Origin of the sequence: Agrobacterium sp. 10MFCol1.1 (genome assembly GCF_000381165.1) — a bacterium.
In the GTDB taxonomy this organism is placed as follows: domain Bacteria; phylum Pseudomonadota; class Alphaproteobacteria; order Rhizobiales; family Rhizobiaceae; genus Agrobacterium; species Agrobacterium tumefaciens.
Genome location: NZ_KB906072.1, coordinates 745,749 through 762,434 on the forward strand (window position 1 = coordinate 745,749; position 16,686 = coordinate 762,434).

19 protein-coding genes and 1 tRNA gene are annotated in these 16,686 nt (G+C 57.0%); 12 read left to right on the forward strand and 8 right to left on the reverse strand.

Annotated features, from left to right (window positions below; translation table 11 throughout):
* Window positions 1-23: 23 nt before the first annotated feature.
* Complete coding sequence (locus F617_RS0103890; RefSeq protein ID WP_019564488.1) at window positions 24-806, forward strand: AraC family transcriptional regulator; 783 nt, start codon at window positions 24-26, stop codon at window positions 804-806.
* On the opposite strand, the gene F617_RS0103895 is transcribed toward F617_RS0103890, so the two are convergent.
* The gene (locus F617_RS0103895; protein ID WP_019564489.1) at window positions 807-1,694 is read right to left on the reverse strand and encodes an NAD(P)/FAD-dependent oxidoreductase; all 888 of its coding nucleotides are present in this window, start codon (window positions 1,692-1,694) and stop codon (window positions 807-809) included. It lies immediately after the preceding gene.
* Window positions 1,695-1,844: 150 nt separating this feature from the next.
* On the opposite strand from F617_RS0103895, the gene F617_RS0103900 reads away from it, so the two are divergent.
* Window positions 1,845-2,303, forward strand: a complete 459-nt coding sequence (locus tag F617_RS0103900) for an Rrf2 family transcriptional regulator (protein WP_019564490.1) — start codon at window positions 1,845-1,847, stop codon at window positions 2,301-2,303.
* A 70-nt stretch (window positions 2,304-2,373) separates the two neighbouring features.
* On the opposite strand, the gene F617_RS0103905 is transcribed toward F617_RS0103900, so the two are convergent.
* The gene (locus F617_RS0103905; RefSeq protein ID WP_003514590.1) at window positions 2,374-2,691 is read right to left on the reverse strand and encodes a hypothetical protein; all 318 of its coding nucleotides are present in this window, start codon (window positions 2,689-2,691) and stop codon (window positions 2,374-2,376) included.
* Between the two features lie 88 nt (window positions 2,692-2,779).
* Window positions 2,780-4,177 carry a PLP-dependent aminotransferase family protein gene (locus F617_RS0103910; protein ID WP_019564491.1) on the reverse strand — a complete coding sequence of 466 codons (1,398 nt, stop codon included), beginning with the start codon at window positions 4,175-4,177 and terminating at the stop codon, window positions 2,780-2,782.
* A 116-nt stretch (window positions 4,178-4,293) separates the two neighbouring features.
* Between F617_RS0103910 and F617_RS0103915 the strand changes: the two genes are divergently transcribed.
* On the forward strand, window positions 4,294-5,169 hold the full coding sequence (locus F617_RS0103915; RefSeq protein ID WP_019564492.1) for a DMT family transporter: 876 nt from the start codon (window positions 4,294-4,296) through the stop codon (window positions 5,167-5,169).
* A gap of 11 nt (window positions 5,170-5,180) precedes the next feature.
* On the opposite strand, the gene F617_RS0103920 is transcribed toward F617_RS0103915, so the two are convergent.
* The 4 genes from F617_RS0103920 to F617_RS0103935 form a co-directional block, all read right to left on the reverse strand.
* A complete protein-coding gene (locus tag F617_RS0103920; RefSeq protein ID WP_026330660.1) occupies window positions 5,181-6,278 on the reverse strand; it encodes a GH25 family lysozyme in 1,098 nt (365 codons plus the stop codon).
* Between the two features lie 177 nt (window positions 6,279-6,455).
* Window positions 6,456-6,644, reverse strand: coding sequence for a YegP family protein (locus F617_RS0103925; protein ID WP_003514584.1), 189 nt, complete (start codon window positions 6,642-6,644; stop codon window positions 6,456-6,458).
* 86 nt (window positions 6,645-6,730) lie between these two features.
* Window positions 6,731-7,429: a type 1 glutamine amidotransferase gene (locus F617_RS0103930; protein WP_026330661.1), complete on the reverse strand. Its 699-nt coding sequence runs from the start codon at window positions 7,427-7,429 to the stop codon at window positions 6,731-6,733.
* 138 nt (window positions 7,430-7,567) lie between these two features.
* Complete coding sequence (locus F617_RS0103935) at window positions 7,568-8,017, reverse strand: DoxX family protein (protein ID WP_003514571.1); 450 nt, start codon at window positions 8,015-8,017, stop codon at window positions 7,568-7,570.
* A gap of 145 nt (window positions 8,018-8,162) precedes the next feature.
* Between F617_RS0103935 and F617_RS0103945 the strand changes: the two genes are divergently transcribed.
* Together F617_RS0103945 and F617_RS0103950 are read left to right on the forward strand one after the other, a co-directional pair.
* On the forward strand, window positions 8,163-8,468 hold the full coding sequence (locus tag F617_RS0103945; RefSeq protein WP_003514570.1) for a SelT/SelW/SelH family protein: 306 nt from the start codon (window positions 8,163-8,165) through the stop codon (window positions 8,466-8,468).
* Window positions 8,469-8,588: 120 nt separating this feature from the next.
* A tRNA-Leu gene (locus F617_RS0103950) sits at window positions 8,589-8,675 on the forward strand.
* Between the two features lie 240 nt (window positions 8,676-8,915).
* On the opposite strand, the gene F617_RS0103955 is transcribed toward F617_RS0103950, so the two are convergent.
* Window positions 8,916-9,299 carry a pilus assembly protein N-terminal domain-containing protein gene (locus tag F617_RS0103955; RefSeq protein ID WP_046205577.1) on the reverse strand — a complete coding sequence of 128 codons (384 nt, stop codon included), beginning with the start codon at window positions 9,297-9,299 and terminating at the stop codon, window positions 8,916-8,918.
* A gap of 445 nt (window positions 9,300-9,744) precedes the next feature.
* On the opposite strand from F617_RS0103955, the gene F617_RS0103960 reads away from it, so the two are divergent.
* From F617_RS0103960 to F617_RS0103990, 7 genes are all read left to right on the forward strand, one after another.
* Complete coding sequence (locus F617_RS0103960; RefSeq protein ID WP_019564496.1) at window positions 9,745-9,933, forward strand: Flp family type IVb pilin; 189 nt, start codon at window positions 9,745-9,747, stop codon at window positions 9,931-9,933.
* Window positions 9,934-10,035: 102 nt separating this feature from the next.
* A complete protein-coding gene (locus tag F617_RS0103965; protein WP_026330662.1) occupies window positions 10,036-10,548 on the forward strand; it encodes a prepilin peptidase in 513 nt (170 codons plus the stop codon).
* Between the two features lie 125 nt (window positions 10,549-10,673).
* A complete protein-coding gene (gene cpaB, locus F617_RS0103970; RefSeq protein WP_019564498.1) occupies window positions 10,674-11,480 on the forward strand; it encodes a Flp pilus assembly protein CpaB in 807 nt (268 codons plus the stop codon).
* Entirely contained in the window at window positions 11,477-13,060 is a 1,584-nt protein-coding gene (locus F617_RS0103975; RefSeq protein WP_019564499.1) for a type II and III secretion system protein family protein, read from the forward strand. The genes cpaB and F617_RS0103975 overlap by 4 nt, the downstream gene beginning before the upstream one ends.
* Window positions 13,061-13,116: 56 nt before the next feature.
* Entirely contained in the window at window positions 13,117-13,809 is a 693-nt protein-coding gene (locus F617_RS0103980; protein ID WP_003514564.1) for a CpaD family pilus assembly protein, read from the forward strand.
* 34 nt (window positions 13,810-13,843) lie between these two features.
* Window positions 13,844-15,130 carry a CpaE family protein gene (locus tag F617_RS0103985; protein ID WP_003514563.1) on the forward strand — a complete coding sequence of 429 codons (1,287 nt, stop codon included), beginning with the start codon at window positions 13,844-13,846 and terminating at the stop codon, window positions 15,128-15,130.
* Window positions 15,131-15,163: 33 nt separating this feature from the next.
* A complete protein-coding gene (locus F617_RS0103990; RefSeq protein WP_003514561.1) occupies window positions 15,164-16,636 on the forward strand; it encodes a CpaF family protein in 1,473 nt (490 codons plus the stop codon).
* Window positions 16,637-16,686: the final 50 nt, after the last annotated feature.

Below are 16,686 nucleotides of genomic sequence, written 5' to 3' on the forward strand. Positions count from 1 at the left end.
GTTCGTGCAAATTCGAGGGGATCGTGCAGGCCCCTTCCAGCGAAGGGATCGAGCGCATTGAAGCGCGCTTTCACGGCAACGCCTATGCACCCCATCGCCATGACACCTATGCTCTGGGTGTGACGCTTTCTGGCGTCCAGACGTTTTCCTATCGTGGCACATCGCATTTCAGCACGCCCGGAAAGGTTATCGTGCTGCATCCGGACGAAGTTCACGATGGTGGTGCCGGCACCGACGAAGGTCTGCGCTACCGTATGCTCTACCTTCCGCCGGAAAAAACCATGCAGGTGGCGACTGGATTTTACGCGCTGCCATTTGCAAAAAACCCCGTCATCGAAGACGATGAGTTCCGGCAATGCCTGATAGAGGCTCTCGGCAATCTCGAAGGCGAGCCGGACAATCTGCTCCTGACCGACTGGCAATCGAGACTTTCGGATCTGCTCTGGAAGCATTCGAACGGAAACCAGAGAACAATCAAGCGGCTTGACCGGATCGCCGTTTTCCGTTGCCGGGATTACCTGCTGGAGAACAGCGCGCTTGCCGTCAGCTCAGAGAAGCTGGAGCAAATAAGCGGGCTTGATCGCTTCACGCTCTTTCGGCACTTCCGCTCCCTGTTTGGCACGAGCCCGCACCGTTATCTCATCATGCGGCGTCTGCAAAAATGCAAGGACATGATGCGGGCGGGTGCGGGTCTTGCGGAAACGGCGTTTGCCTGCGGCTTCGCGGATCAGGCGCATTTTACCCGCCACTTCAAGAATGCCTTCGGAATGCCTCCGGGGCGCTGGCTAAGCCTTGTTTCGCACTGATCATTCCGGAAACATGATCGACCTGTGAGCCGCAGTCCCTGCCATGGCGCCATCGCCCACGGAAAGAGCGACCGAGCCGGAGGGCCTTGCCACATCACCGCAGGCGAATATTCCGCGCACTGTTGTCTGTTTCATGGCATCCGTCACGATGCTTGAACCCATCGGCCCTTCTTCCACGGTGCAACCGAGCTTTTCGATCCAATCCGAGGCAATCCGCAATTTCGGTTGCGTGAAAAGACCGGCCAAAGCAATGCTGCACCCATCCGCAAGAACAACATCCGCATGCCCTGCGATCTCTCTGATACGCTCTTTTTCCACCCGAACGCCCCGGGCTGACAAAAGCGCACTCTGTTCGGCATCCGGCACGAATATACCGTTGGTAAAAAAGGTCGTTTCACCCCAGTCCGGAAGCATCAGTGCATGGTGGATGGCCAGCGGTGAGGCCGCGATGACGCCGATCCTGCGCTGATCCAGTTCGTATCCGTGGCAATAGGGGCAATGGAAGACGGCGCTGCCCCAGCGTCCCTTCAGCCCGGCTATATCAGGCAGTTCATCCGTAACGCCTGTGGCAAGGATTAGTCTGGCCGCCCTTTCGCGGCGATTGCCATCGATCTCGATGACGAAGTCATCGAATGATCCTTCGGCATTCGTTACCCTGCCCTTTGCCCAGTGTATCGTCGGGTAGCGCTCGATCTGGCGGCGTGCCTCGGCGATGATGTCGCCCGGCGCCTTGCCGTCCTGTCCGAGAAAACCGTGGGAATGGCTGGCGAAGCGATTTCTCCGCTCACCCGCATCCACCACCAAGATGTTTTTTCTCGCGCGCCCGAGCTGCAGGGCGGCGGACAGGCCCGCATAGCTGCCGCCGATGATGATGACGTCGTATTTCATGATGCACCTATCGTTCACCGAGCCGGAAGCGCCCGTTCGTTTCACGATACTTATATTGTTACATGAATTTTAGAGTCAATAGTCACGCAACTTATATTGTTACGTCATATGCTAACTGGTAATGTCGCGAAAAACAGGCGGATTTCACCGATGAGACACGACACGCGCCTTTCACGGGTGCTGCATATTCTGATCCATATGGAGAAACACGAGGGTGCGGCGACCTCGGAAAGCATCGCGGCGATGTTGCAGACGAACCCGGTGGTGGTGCGCAGAACCATGGCGGGCTTGCGGGAGCACGGTTACGTGTCATCGGAAAAAGGCCATGGCGGTGGCTGGGTTCTGGCGCGACCGCTCAGCGAAATCACGCTGCTCGATATTTACCGGGCGCTTGGCGCGCCGGAATTGTTCTCGATTGGGCTGGCAGGAGATAATCCTAACTGCGTCATAGAGCAGGCCGTCAATGCTGCCCTTTTCGACGCCATGAACGAGGCGGAGACCATTCTCCTGTCCCGCTTCGGAAACATTACGCTTTCGGCGCTGGCGGAGGAATCGATGGGCCGCTGGTCCAGATTGTCCAACCACCCCTCCGCGATGGATCAGCTCTAACGCCGCAGAGTTGGCGCAATAAAAAACCGCCTGCCGGAAGGCAGGCGGTTTTGTCAGATGATCTAACCCATTACGGCTGCGTCTGCGTGCCGCCGGTATTCGGGCTTGCCGGTGCTGCATTGTTGGCAGGCGGTGTTGCCGGGACAGTCGGAGTCACGGGCGCCGGTGCCTGTTGCGTTGCCGCAGGCGGCATGGTCGAGGATGTCGTGGCCGGATCGGTGTTCGGGCCGCTCATCTGCGACCAGGCAAAAACGCCTACCAATGCGACAACGAGAATCGCCAGCCATGGCATCCAGGACGGAGACTTGCGGGCAAGCGGTTCATTGCTGATATTCAGTTCCGGACGAAGATCACGGTCCGGGCGCGGATTGTTTGGATCGAATGTCATGGTATTTCCTCCTCTTCATTCTGAGAAGAAAACGGCGTTCACGGGATTTTGTTCCGATTCTCCTCGGCCAGCACGATATGAGCGACAATTACGCGCTCTGCCTGAGGGCATCTGCCAGCACCGCCATGACCTGAGGAGCGGCCATTTGCGACACATTGAAACGCATGAAAGCGGATGCGTTCTGCGCGGAGCTGAAAACATTGCCGGGTGCCAGCACCACCTGTTGCGCCAGTGCCCGACGTGCAACATCGGCGGCGTCGACCCCCTCCGGCAGGCGGCACCATAAGAACATGCCCGCCTGCGGTTCGATCCACGGCACACATCCAAGCGCTTTCAAACGCGCCGCCGCCTCAGGCACCGCCGCCGCGAGACGCTGTCGAAGAGCCTCGACATGCTTGCGATAACTACCGTCAGTCAAAAGCGACAGGATCAATGCAGCCGAAAAATTTGCTCCACCAAAAGCAGTGGCAATCTTGAGATCGGTCAGGGCTTCCACCCATGCCGGAGGCGCTGCGATGAAACCGCACCGCACGGAAGCAGACAGGGTTTTAGAAAAACTGCCGATCTGGACGACCCGGTTCAGACCATCGAAAGCAGCCAGCCGTGGTGCCGCCTGCGTTTCAAAATCGGCAAAAATATCATCCTCGATGATGGTGAGGCCCGCCTGTTCGGCCAGCATCAGCAGGCGATGGGCGGAAACGGCGGAAAGCCTTGCGCCTGTCGGATTATGGATCGCGGAATTGGTGATATAAAGGCGCGGCTGATGCTCTTTCACTGCCTGCTCGAAAAGCGGCAGGTCCGGTCCAGCCGGCGTATAGGGCACACCAACGATTTTCACCCGATGCGCCCGCAAGAGAGCGCGGAAGTTAAAATAGCAGGGATCATCGACAATCACCGTATCCCCTGGCTGCAGCAGGAAACGACACAGGAGATCGATCGCCTGCGTGCCGGAGTCGGTGAGCATGATCTGGCTGGCGCCCGCCTGTACGCCATGTTCGGCAAGTCTGCGGGACAAAAGCTGGCGTAGCGGCAAGAGCCCCATCGGGCTCGCATAATCCGTCAGCAAGGAAGCATCCGCACGGGCAAGCGCCCTCATCGCCCGCCTTAGCGCTTGCTCCGGCATCCATGACGCTGGAAGCCAGCCGCAGCCGGGCTTGGCAAGCGCCGCCCCCTCGTCCAGCGCCTGGCGCGACACCCAGAGCGGATCCACAGCCCTGTCCAGCCGAGGCTCGATATCGGCCAGAGACAGGGGCGCGAGCGGACCCGCCACATAAAATCCCGAACCCGGTCGCGAGCTTATGGTGCCATCGGCAACCAGCCGGTCATAGGCCTCGACGACGGTTGAAGTGGAGACCTGCATGGCCTTCGCAAGCGCTCGAACGGATGGCAATCTGGCGCCGGGAACGAGGCTTCGCGAGGCGATGCGTTGCCGCATGCTGGTCATCACCTGTTCTATGCGCGTTCCAGTCGCGAGTTGCCCGTCCACATTTCTCTCCAACCGTACCGTCCAAGTAACCATAACAGTTTCTTGAAATTGTATATGATTGTCGCTGTTTTCACCAGCCGTTCCGGATCAAGAAAGGGAAATTGCAGGAGACGGTCATGGACAAGACGACAAGCGGTTGGCTGAGCGGCCTTATCGGCGTGGTGATATTCAGCGGCTCGCTGCCCGCCACGCGGGTTGCGGTAACGGGTTTCGATCCGGTGTTCCTGACCCTCGCCCGCGCCAGCATAGCCGGCCTTCTGGCGCTCGCTTTGCTTTTTGTGTTCCGGCAAAAACGCCCGGCGCGCGATGATCTGGCATCGCTTTTCATCGTATCCTTCGGCGTGGTGGTTGGCTTCCCGCTGTTGACTGCTCTCGCCTTGCGGCACATCACCTCGGCCCACTCCATCGTCTTTGTCGGGCTTTTGCCGCTCGCAACCGCGGTTTTTGCCGTGCTGCGTGGGGGAGAACGCCCGCGGCCCGCCTTCTGGTTCTTTTCCTGCCTGGGCAGCGTCCTCGTTGCCGGCTTTTCATTGTCGAATTCGCTGGCCTCCGGGCTCGGAGCCTCACTTGCCGGCGATCTCTTGATGCTGGGCGCGATTATCGTCTGTGGGCTGGGATATGCTGAGGGTGCTGCCCTTTCCCGCAAACTGGGGGGCTGGCAGGTCATCTCATGGGCATTGTTCCTCTCCCTGCCTCTGATGCTGCCGCTTGCCTTTTTCACAGGGCCGCAAACCCTCGCAGGCATCGACCCGCAGGCCTGGGGCGGCCTTGCCTATGTCTCGCTGTTCAGCATGCTGATCGGCTTCATCTTCTGGTATCGCGGGCTGGCGCTTGGCGGCATTGCCGCAGTGGGCCAGCTGCAATTGCTGCAGCCGTTCTTCGGGCTGGTGCTTGCAGCAACCCTGCTTCACGAGGAGGTCAGCCCTGCGATGATCGGCATCACGCTCGTGGTGGTGCTCTGCGTTGCCGGCGCGCGAAAATTTTCGCGCTGACGCCCGCCCCGTCAACTCGAGCGGCGGTCTACCCAGCGATGCCAGGCATCCTCATTGCCGTTGAAGACATTGAGATCGATGCGGCCATCGACACCATGCGACAGGCCGGAGCCGGAATACTGCCAGAACAACCACTTGCGGCCGGGATAGACCACGGACGGATGCTGGGCAACGGCGCGCAGCCAGAAGGGATAGTCCTGGAACTCGCCGGTCAGATTGTCCTTATAAAAATCGGGCGCCGTATAGATAATCGGACGCTGGCCGTAATGGCGCTCCAGCTTGTCCATGAACACGCGCATCTTTTCCAGAATACGCTCGCGGGAATGGCGCATCTTGCAGCTCGATTCGCCGTTATATTCCACGTCGATCACCGGCGGCAGCGCATCCGGATCGCGCGGTACGTTGCGAATGAACCAATCCGCCTGCTCGCCGGCCGACCGGCACCAGTAGAAGAAGTGGTAGGCGCCACGACGGATGCCCGCTTCCTTTGCACGCTGCCAGTTGGTGCGGAACATCGGGTCAAGATGATCGCCGCCATCCGTCGCCTTGATGAAGGCGAAGTTGGCACCGCGTGTGCGCAGCTGCGGCCAGTCTATATTGGCCTGCCAGCGCGAGACATCCACCCCGTGGACCTGAAAATGGCGCGGCTGGACCCTGCCGAAATTGATGGGTTTGGCATCGCTGAAGCTGGAGCGGAAAATACGCGAACGGATCTGCGCACCGGCACTGGCCGCCGGGGCTGCAGCCATGGCCAATTGCACCGGACGCTCCATCGGACGCTCTGCCGGTCGTACCATTCCAGCCTGTGACGGTGAGGGCAAACGGGTTTCAAGCGCGTTCTGCGGCACGGGCGCTCGTGGGGTAACGGCTGAAAAGGCCTTTAGCTCTTCGGGCACCGGCCCGCCCCATGCCAGAACTTCCTGTCGCGGCTGGGCCGTGATGGGTTGGCTGCCCACGCTTGCCTGCGGCACCGGCGCGGATGGCGTAACCGAACTCGTGGTTTCCTTCGACGGCAGGCCGGCCATCAGGCTTTCCGGCCCGGAACTGGACGTACAGCCACCAAGCAGAAGGCAACCGAAGAGAAGTGCTGGCACAGCCGATGAACGCATGAGAACCCGTACGCAAAACAATCCAGGGGCACTCTGACGCCGCCCGGGAACCTCGAAATACAATTGCTAACGGAAGATTATCAAAAAAGACTGAATCTTATCTTTACGCCGACACCTTCCAACGCGCCCGTCATTTCTGGCAGGAGAATGCCTCGAGGTTTCGCGAAACGGAGAGCTTCAGGCGGTCATCGTGCTCAGATCGACCGTATCGGCGCCGGGGGAATTTTTCTTGATCGATTCGATGGCGTGGATGGCCGATGCCTTGGCCTTGTATCCTTCGGACGAAAACATCGTTTCCCCATTGGATGCTTTGAAGCGGAAGCGATATTCCCCGGCCCTGTCCTGATAGATTTCGAATTTATACATGATCTTGGTGCCTCCTTGGCAAACGTCGGTGAAACACACTCAATTCTGAGCGGCCTTGGCCATATTCGCAACCGATAATTGCCAGATCAGACAAGCCGTACCCAGGCACGGGCAATTTCCAGACCGGTCGCATCGGCCACATCTGCACGCCCGCCACGGTGATCGCGGTAATTGTTGATCCAGCCGGGCGCCATTTTTTCTACGGAAGCAGGGAACGCCTCACACCATCCTTCGACCACAGCCGTGGATGCCTCAAAATGAAATTGCGTGCCATAGGCAGCGCGGCCAACGCGAAAAGCCTGATTTCGCGTTGCACCATTGGTCGCAAGTCTCGTCGCCTCGGGAGGAAGCGTGAATGTGTCGCAATGCCACTGAAAAATGGGAAATGTCTTGTCGAGTCCCGCCAATAGCGGATCGGACGCGCCCTCTTCCGTGAGGGATACGTCTTCCCAGCCGAATTCGGGCGGGCCGGCCAGAATATTCTCTCCGCCATAGGCGCGCGCCAGCAACTGGCTGCCGAGACAGACGCCCATCACGGCCTTGTCCGCATCGCCAAACGCTTTCATCAAAAGTGCGAGGTCTGGAAGATAGGGATAAAGCACGTCGTCAAGAGCGTTCTGCTCCCCGCCCAAAACGACGAGCGCATCGTGTGCAGCTGCATCGAGAGGAAGAGGCTCACCCGCATAGGCGCGGATGACATGCACGTCAGCCCCTGCCTCTTCCAGAGCGACGCCGATCTGTCCATGCGGCGTGCCCGCCATATTTTCGATAATTGCAACGCGCATGGGGCCTCTTGCCGACAACGGGGAATTCGATCGGCCGGTATCGCCGATCGAATTCAGCTTCACCACGAGAAAAACGGATTTTCAAGAGGCGCAATATCGTCAGCAAGGCAATAAGCGGACAAGCCGGCCTGTGGCATCTTAAAATTCCCGCGACAGCTTCGCGTCGACGGAATGCCGGTTGCCGCCGCGGACAGCGAAGAACAGGAAAATGGCTGCCCAGAGAACTGATTTTTCCGCGCCACCCAGACCTTCCGCCTTTACGATACCGTGAAAATAGACCGTTACTAAAAGCACGATCATTGCGGCAAAGGATGCCGGCCGCGTGAACAGCCCAATGGCCACGAGAATTCCACCGAAAAATTCGGTGGCGGCCAGGAGAGGTGACCAGAATACACCCGGATAAAAGCCGAGGCTCTCCACCATGCCGACAGCCCCGAACGGATTGGCGATCTTGCCGAAGCCGTGGGTGACAAGAAGAAGCCCGGCCACGACGCGCAGAACGGTCTCCACCAGATCATGTGTCGAATTATAAAGAGGTGCGACCGCCGGAACGAAAAGACGCTGACGATTATTGTCGAACTGGGCCATGGGATCTCCGCGTTTTAGCCTTCGATGGCTTATCTGTTCGCAAAGCAGCATGATAAGAACAAGCATGCCGCAGGTAAAAACATGAGTGTCATAGTTGACATTATCGTGAGCATTATTGTCATCGGGCGCTGAAGGAGACGTGATCATGGCCGAGACCAAGCCCCGCATAACCATCCGCTACTGCACACAATGCAACTGGCTGCTTCGTGCGGGATGGATGGCGCAGGAGATTTTGCAAACCTTCGCTTCTGATATCGGCGAAGTCAGCCTCATTCCCTCAACGGGTGGCCTGTTCGAGATCACCGTAGATGGTGAAACCATATGGGAGCGTAAGCGCGATGGCGGTTTCCCCGGTCCAAAAGAGCTCAAACAGAGAATCCGCGATGTCATCGACCCGGAACGTGACCTCGGTCATGTCGACAGGACGAAGCATGAGGGGCTCGACAATTGACGCGGCAACATGTTTCAACAGCGTCTAACCAAGTTTTTTCCCTTTAAAATCAATGATCTTCATAAAAGTTCAAAAAGTCTGTTGACACCGGGCGGCTGCCCTCGTACATCGCTCTCCGTCGCCCAGATGGCGGAATTGGTAGACGCGCCAGCTTCAGGTGCTGGTACTCGCAAGGGTGTGGAGGTTCGAGTCCTCTTCTGGGCACCATTCCATTTTTGATCTTAGCCAGATCAAACACTTAGACGAAAAAACAGCAACATTCAGTCCTCCTGCAAAACGCAGGGGAACATGTTGCGGTTTTTCGTTTTGCTGGCGATCAACCCCGATTTTTCCCATAAAAATACTGCCCAGGACGAGCACTAAGCATTTGTCACTTTGACAAAATGCCAGCCATTCCCGCGCGCGGAATTCCGATATATTCAGACCTGGTATTGGGTTGCAGTTCGCTTAAGGCTGGGCGTCTTTGTCGCCACTGTTTTGCGAATGCTGTTCGCAATTCGGCGTACAGGAAAGCACGGTCCGTTCCGTTTGTCGAAAAACGCGAACCGTATTGCCCTCATCGATGGAGACGAGAATGCGCTCATCGACGATTGGATTGCCCTCGGCATCGAGAAGAACAAGATTCGTCGTACCGAAACTGCGCCCGGTCAGCACGATCGTGGTGGCATCGGCAACCGTCGCATCGGCGACTTTCGAGTTGCCGACAATAACCTTGCTCACGGGGCGGTCGAGGCGAAGGACACGGGCGTGGTTCATCGAAACGCGCAATATATCTTCCTGAGCAAAAACAGGCTGTAACGAACCCGATAGGATGACGGACAAGCCGACCACGATTTTCGCCAGTTTTCCGGATGACACGCGTTTCGCCCCTGCTCACTACCCGCACTTACTGTGCAGCAGAATGCGTGTTTTTAGTGAATGAAGCGTTAAATGATAGAGGCCCCTAATGTGAACGGTAACCATGCCTGACATGGCAACATTTTCGAGGCTCTCGCTGTCCTGCACCAAAACTGAACATCTATGTCTCACCGGGAGGACACTTTGCCGGAAATAAGAAACTGACAGTCTCTGGAATATATTTGTTTATCAGCAACAATAAAAATAGAGACAATACTTTTTTGTTTTGTTTACCAAGAGAAACTCATCCTGTCGTTTACTTTGGATTAATCCTCTTCTTTAAGCGCTTGGAAATCGCTCACCTGTAATTTGAACGCAACCGAACAACGGAAAACAGTTGTCGGCGTGCTGAACACAACACAAGAGTTAGGAGAGACCCATGACCAAGATTTTCGCTCGCTTCCTGAAGGATGAGTCCGGCGCCACGGCAATTGAATACGGCCTGATTGCTGCGCTTATTTCTGTTGCCATCATCGGCGGCGCCACGACGGTGGGCACGAAGCTCAATACCGTGTTCTCCAACCTTGGCACCAGAATTGGCAACAATACGCCTTCCGCCACGAACTAAGCCTAGACGCGTGTAAATTAGATGTAAGTACGCCGCCAATAAGGCGGCGTACTTTTATTACAAAACTTACGGTCTTGAACAGAAATGCCTTGGGAGGCGACCATGGTAATAGCTGCAATTTTCCTGATCGTACCCCTTTGTCTCGCCTTTGCCGCTCTCAACGATCTTTTCAGTATGACTATCCCCAACAGGATACCGCTTCTACTGCTCCTATCCTTTGCTGTGGTTGCCCCCTTTTCCGGCATGGACTGGCAGACTTATGTAATGAGCCTTGTTGCGGGTATTGTTGTATTGTTTGCTTGCTTTGCGCTATTCGCTACCAATGTCATGGGTGGAGGAGACGCAAAGTTATTGACTGCTGCAGCGGTCTGGTACGGCTTTAACATCTCCCTTATAGAATTTCTACTTTCGGTCACCTTCATCGGCGGCGTTTTGACGCTTGGAATCCTGCTTTTGCGATCGCGATCGCAGGAAATCATGGCGGCCGGCATTCCCATTCCGGATTCCCTGCTGGTTGCGAAGAAAATCCCCTATGGCATAGGCATCGCCATTGCCGGGCTTTTGACCTATGGCGAAACACCAATTGTGAAAGCCGCCATCGCAAGTCTTTCCTGAGAAATCTGCGTTCACTGCAGGTTAAAGGCCTGTTAACCAGAAATCCAAGCATAATATTAACCATAATTATACCAATGACGGGCCATCCTGACGGGAGAAGAATCTGATTCCCTCAAGGATCGAGCATGAAACCGTCGCGTATCGTCATTCTGTCCGTTGCCCTGGTCGCCGCCGGTCTTGCCGGCATCGTTGCCATGCAGATTTCCGGCGCGAAGCAGGTCATCGAAAAAGCGGAAACGATCATAGAGAAGGAACCGACGGTTAACGTTCTCGTTTCCTCGGTCAACCTACCCGTTGGCAGCCGCCTGAACGATAGTTCGGTACACTGGACGCCCTGGCCCACTGGTAACGTCATCGACAGCTTCATAACGGAAGCGAAAAACCCGAACGCCATAACCCAACTATCCGGCGCTGTCGTGCGGCTGCCTTTGTTTCAGGGCGAGCCGGTACGGCCTGAAAAAGTGGTAGATTCCAGCACCCGCATCATGTCCTCGCTTTTGCCGGCCGGCAAACGCGCCGTCGCCACGGAAATTTCCGTCTCGACAGGTGCTGGCGGTTTCGTGCTGCCGAATGACCGAGTCGATGTCATCATGGTCCGCAAGGGCGATTCAGGTCATTTTTTAACTGAAAATGTTTTGAACAATGTCCGTGTTCTGGCGATCGACCAGCAGATCAAGGAAGGCGAGGACGGCACCTCAGCCGTCGTGGGCGCAACCGCAACGCTCGAACTCACGCCCGAACAGGCCAAAATAATCACCGTGGCGCAACAGATGGCGGATCGCCTTACGCTGGCTTTGCGCTCAGTCGCCGATGCGCAGGAAAACGACACGCTTTCAGCAGGTTACCTTCTCAACGGCGGCTCCGGGCAGCCGGAGATTCAGGTGATCAAATCCGGTTCGATCGTCAAAGCCGGACAGGGAGCATCGCAATGACCGGGGGTTCCATGGCAAAGCGCATTAAACAACACCTGCGTTCCTCGATGGCGGGCAGCCTTGCATTTTGCCTGGCTTTTTCAGGTATTCCGGGTCAGCACTCACCCGCGTTTTTGCGTATCAGCGAAGCCGAGGCTCAAAGCGCGAGCATCGTGCGGATCACCGAAAGCGGTAGTGGCATTCGCAAGCGCCTGAAGCTCGGTCTCAACAAGGCACTGGTCATCGATCTGCCGGAGGATGCCCATGATATTCTCGTCGCCGATCCGAGCCTTGCCGATGCCGTAACCCGTACGTCCAAGCGCATCTATCTGTTCGGAAAAACGGTGGGCCAGACCAATATCTTCATTTTCGGAGATGGCGGGCGCGAAATCGTCAGTCTTGATCTTGAGGTCGAGCGCGATATCTCCGGGCTTGAGGCCAATATCCGTCGTTTCATTCCCGAATCGGACATCAAGGTAGAGATCGTTTCGGACAACATCGTTCTCACGGGATCAGTGCGCACACCTCAGGATTCGGCACGCGCTGTCCAGCTTGCCGAAGCATTCCTGAAAGGCGGCGAAGCCACTACCCGCAACATATCGCTGACGGGCGGCAATAACGGCGGTGACGCTGCGATTTTTGCCGAAAACCGCCAGACATCGCAGATCGTCAATATGCTGACGATTGAGGGCGAAGATCAGGTGACGCTGAAAGTCACCGTAGCTGAAGTTAGCCGGCAGGTGCTGAAACAGCTTGGCTTCAATGGTTCCATCAGCAGCTCGACAAGCAGTAACGGTTTCGAATTTTCAAATCCGTCCAATCTCGGAAATGCAATTAGCGGTGCGTCGCGAATAGCCAGTGGCGCGATTGGCTCCGGCTCGCTCAACTTTGCTTCCTATCTCAACGCCATGGAACAGGCGGGTGTCGTGCGCACTCTGGCCGAACCAAGTCTTACCGCCATCTCCGGCGAACAGGCCAAGTTCTACGTGGGGGGCGATTTCCGTCTGCCTGCAGAGCAGGAAGTTACCATCGATAAGGAAACGGGCCAGCCAACCATAACGCGTACCACCAACACGGTCGACTACGGCATCACGTTGAACTTCAGGCCCGTCGTGCTTTCACCGGGACGGATCAGCCTTAAGATCGAGACCAATGTTTCCGAGCCGACATATGAAGGCAACGTTGTAACCGGAAATGCGGGCCGCACCATCCCAGGTTCTACCTACATGTCGATCCGCAAACGCGAGACATCGACAACAGTCGAACTTCCATCCGGCGGCTCAATTGTCATAGCGGGTCTGGTTCAGGACAATATTCGCCAGGCCATGTCAGGACTTCCCGGCATCTCCAAAGTCCCGATCTTCGGCACGCTTTTCCGCAGCAAGGATTTCATCCGCAACGAGACGGAGCTTGTCATCATAGCAACGCCCTATCTGGTACGTCCTGTTGCGCGCAACCAGATCGCCCGGCCGGATGACAACTTCAACCCGGAAAACGATGCCGCCATGTATTTCATGAACCGTGTCAACAAGGTCTATGGCCGCAAGGACCAGGTTCAGGCGGCTCCCTATCAGGGATCAGTGGGGTTCATCTACAAATGACGACACGCGCACGAAATCCCCTTTTCACAGCAAGCCCGGTCCGGGCAGGAAACGCCATGCAGGAAAACCCTTCCTCCTTTTCCTCAAGCCTGCCGGGCAGACGGGCAGGTCTCGTCGCAATGGTAGCGCTTGCCGCCGGCCTGTTGCAGGGTTGCGCACGCGACCCGATGACGACCAACGCCATTCCTGACGACTACCGCACGCGCCATCCGATCACCCTGTCGGAAGCCGAGCATTCGCTGGATATTCCGGTATCAGCAGGCGATAGCCGGCTGACCACGGCAATGGCGGATAATGTCCGTGGTTTCGCCCAGAATTACGCCTCGATGTCGACCGGTATCGTCAATATCCAGATGCCATCGGGATCAGCCAACTCGGCAGCGGCTTCAAAAATGGCGAGACAAATCCGCTCCGCGCTTTCCGGCGCTGGTGTGCCTTCTGGCAAGATCATGGAAACACGTTACGCTGCATCCCCGAATGGCGACGCCGCCCCCATTCGACTGAGTTATGTGGCCGTTACCGCCATGACCGGGCAATGCGGCCAATGGCCCGAAGACCTTTCCGACAATACCTTTGCTAACAAGAACTGGTACAATTTCGGATGTGCCTCCCAGAGCAATCTCGCGGCACAGGTTGCCAACCCCATGGATCTGGTTGGCCCGCGTGGCATGAGTCCGATCGATGCGGAGCGCCGAGCAGTGGTGATTGACGCCTATCGCAGCGGCAAAAACACGGCGACGCCAAATTGACGCGGTTCCAACAATTGTCAGGGCAGGAAAGACGATGAGCGCTGTAGAATACGATATCAAGTCAAGCGGCGACGCGGAAGCCGAACAGCCGGCGCCGCGTGCCTCGGATATGGATCGCCTGCGGCCCCTGCCCCGCATATCCGTCCATGCCTTCTGCGTCAGCGAAAACATGCAGCGCGTGATGGATGCCTTATCCAGTGACAGGCGGATGAGCAAGGTCACCCTGCGGGTAACCAAGGGCGACATCAACGCGGCGGCGACGATGTTTTCCGCCTCACCAACGCCCAACCTCATCGTTCTCGAAACAGCAAGCTCACCGTCTTCTCTGCTGGATGATCTCGCTCCTCTGGCAGAGGTCTGCGACCCCACCACCCGCGTCATCATCGTTGGCCGGCACAACGACATAACGCTTTATCGCGATCTCATCCGTAACGGCATTTCCGAATATCTCGTCGCACCGATCAACATGGCCGATCTATTGGCCTCGATCGCGACGATCTTCGTTGATCCGGAAGCGGAGCCGCTCGGTCGCAACATCGCCTTCATCGGTGCCAAAGGCGGGGTGGGCTCGTCGACGATCGCGCATAATTGCGCCTTCGGCATCTCTACCCTCTTCTCCACCGAAACCATTCTGGCGGATATGGATCTTGCCTATGGCACGGCCAACATCGATTTCGATCAGGATCCCGCTCAGGGCATGGCGGAAGCGGTGTTTTCGCCGGAACGGCTGGACGAGGTGTTCCTCGACCGTCTGCTGACGAAATGTTCCGACCACCTCTCACTTTTGGCCGCACCCTCTCTCCTCGACAGGACCTATGATTTCGATCGTCAGGCGTTTCTGCCGATTCTTGAGGTCCTGCAGCGCAGTGCGCCCGTCGCGGTTCTCGACCTTCCCCATCAATGGTGTGACTGGACGCGAGCGGTGCTTGCGGAAGCCGACGAGGTGGTCATTACGGCGGTTCCGGATCTCGCAAACCTGCGCAATACGAAGAACCTGTTCGACGCGCTGATAAAACTGAGACCCAACGACAAGTTACCGCATCTCGTTCTCAATCAGGTCGGCATGCCGAAACGCCCGGAGATCGCCCCTGCGGATTTTCTCGACCCACTGGAAATCGAGCCGGTTGCCATCATTCCGTTCGACACCCAGCTGTTCGGAAATGCCGCCAACAGCGGTCGCATGATCAGCGAGATGGACGAAAAATCCCAGATCGCGGAAACGTTCTCGCAAATTGCCCATACCATTACAGGCCGTACCATTCTGCGCAAAAACAAGCGCGGCGGTCTGGACAAGCTCAAGAATATTCTCAAGCGCAAATAGGCTCCCTTTCTGGGCCTTTAGACGGAAACGCCGATGTTCGGAAAACGCGGGCCAGAAGGCCCAGCCAGAACCATAAAGCCGGATTTTGTCGCGCCTGCCATACAGCAGGTGAAGGCAACGCCTGAGCCGCGATCTCTGGCGATCGACACTTTGGAGCCCGGCCAATCGCCTGCAACGCGGCAGGCACAATCTCCCATGCAATCGCCGCAGAAAAAGCGTGCCCGCACGGAAGATTATTACAATACCAAGGGCCAAGTCTTTTCCGCGCTCATCGATACGATCGACCTTTCGCAGCTCGCCAAGCTCGACGCGGAGAGCGCACGCGAGGAAATCCGTGATATCGTCAACGATATCATAACGATCAAGAATTTCGCCATGTCCATCGCCGAGCAGGAAGAGCTGCTCGAAGACATTTGCAACGACGTTCTTGGTTATGGGCCGCTGGAGCCGCTTCTCGCACGCGATGATATTGCCGATATCATGGTCAACGGTTCCGGCCAGACCTTCATCGAAGTCGGCGGCAAGACCATCGAATCCGACATACGGTTCCGTGACAATGGTCAATTGCTTTCCATCTGCCAGCGCATCGTCAGCCAGGTCGGCCGACGCGTGGACGAATCGAGCCCGATATGCGACGCCCGCTTACCCGATGGATCGCGTGTCAACGTCATCGCACCACCGCTCGCCATCGATGGTCCGGCGCTTACGATCCGAAAATTCAAGAAGGACAAGCTCACGCTAGACCAGCTGGTGCGTTTCGGCGCGATCACGCCTGAAGGCGCGACCCTGCTCAAGATCATCGGCCGCGTCCGCTGCAATGTCGTCATCTCTGGTGGTACCGGCTCGGGCAAGACCACGCTTCTCAATTGCCTGACGAGCTTCATCGACAAGGATGAACGCGTCATCACCTGTGAGGACACCGCCGAACTGCAACTGCAGCAACCGCATGTGGTGAGGCTGGAAACGCGCCCGCCGAATATCGAAGGTGAAGGCGAGATCACCATGCGTGATCTGATCAAGAACTGCCTTCGTATGCGGCCTGAACGTATCATCGTCGGCGAAGTGCGTGGACCGGAGGTTTTCGACCTTCTTCAGGCGATGAACACCGGCCATGACGGATCGATGGGAACGCTCCACGCCAATACGCCGCGGGAATGCCTCAGCCGTATCGAATCGATGATCGCCATGGGCGGGTTTACCCTGCCGGCAAAGACGGTACGCGAAATCATCTCGGGCTCTATCGATATCGTCATTCAGGCCCAGCGCCTTCGCGACGGCTCGCGCCGGATAACGCAGATCACCGAAGTGATCGGCATGGAAGGCGACGTCATCGTGACCCAGGATCTGATGCGATACGAAATTGACGGCGAAGACGCGCACGGCAAGCTGATCGGCAAGCACGTCTCCACGGGCATCAGCAAACCCCATTTCTGGGATCGCGCGCGCTATTATGGCGAGGAAAAACGCCTGGCCACCGCGCTCGACGAGATGGAAAAGACATCCTAGAGCAAGTCTTGTTTAAACGGAATTGTCTGACGTGCTCTAACTCTTTGTTT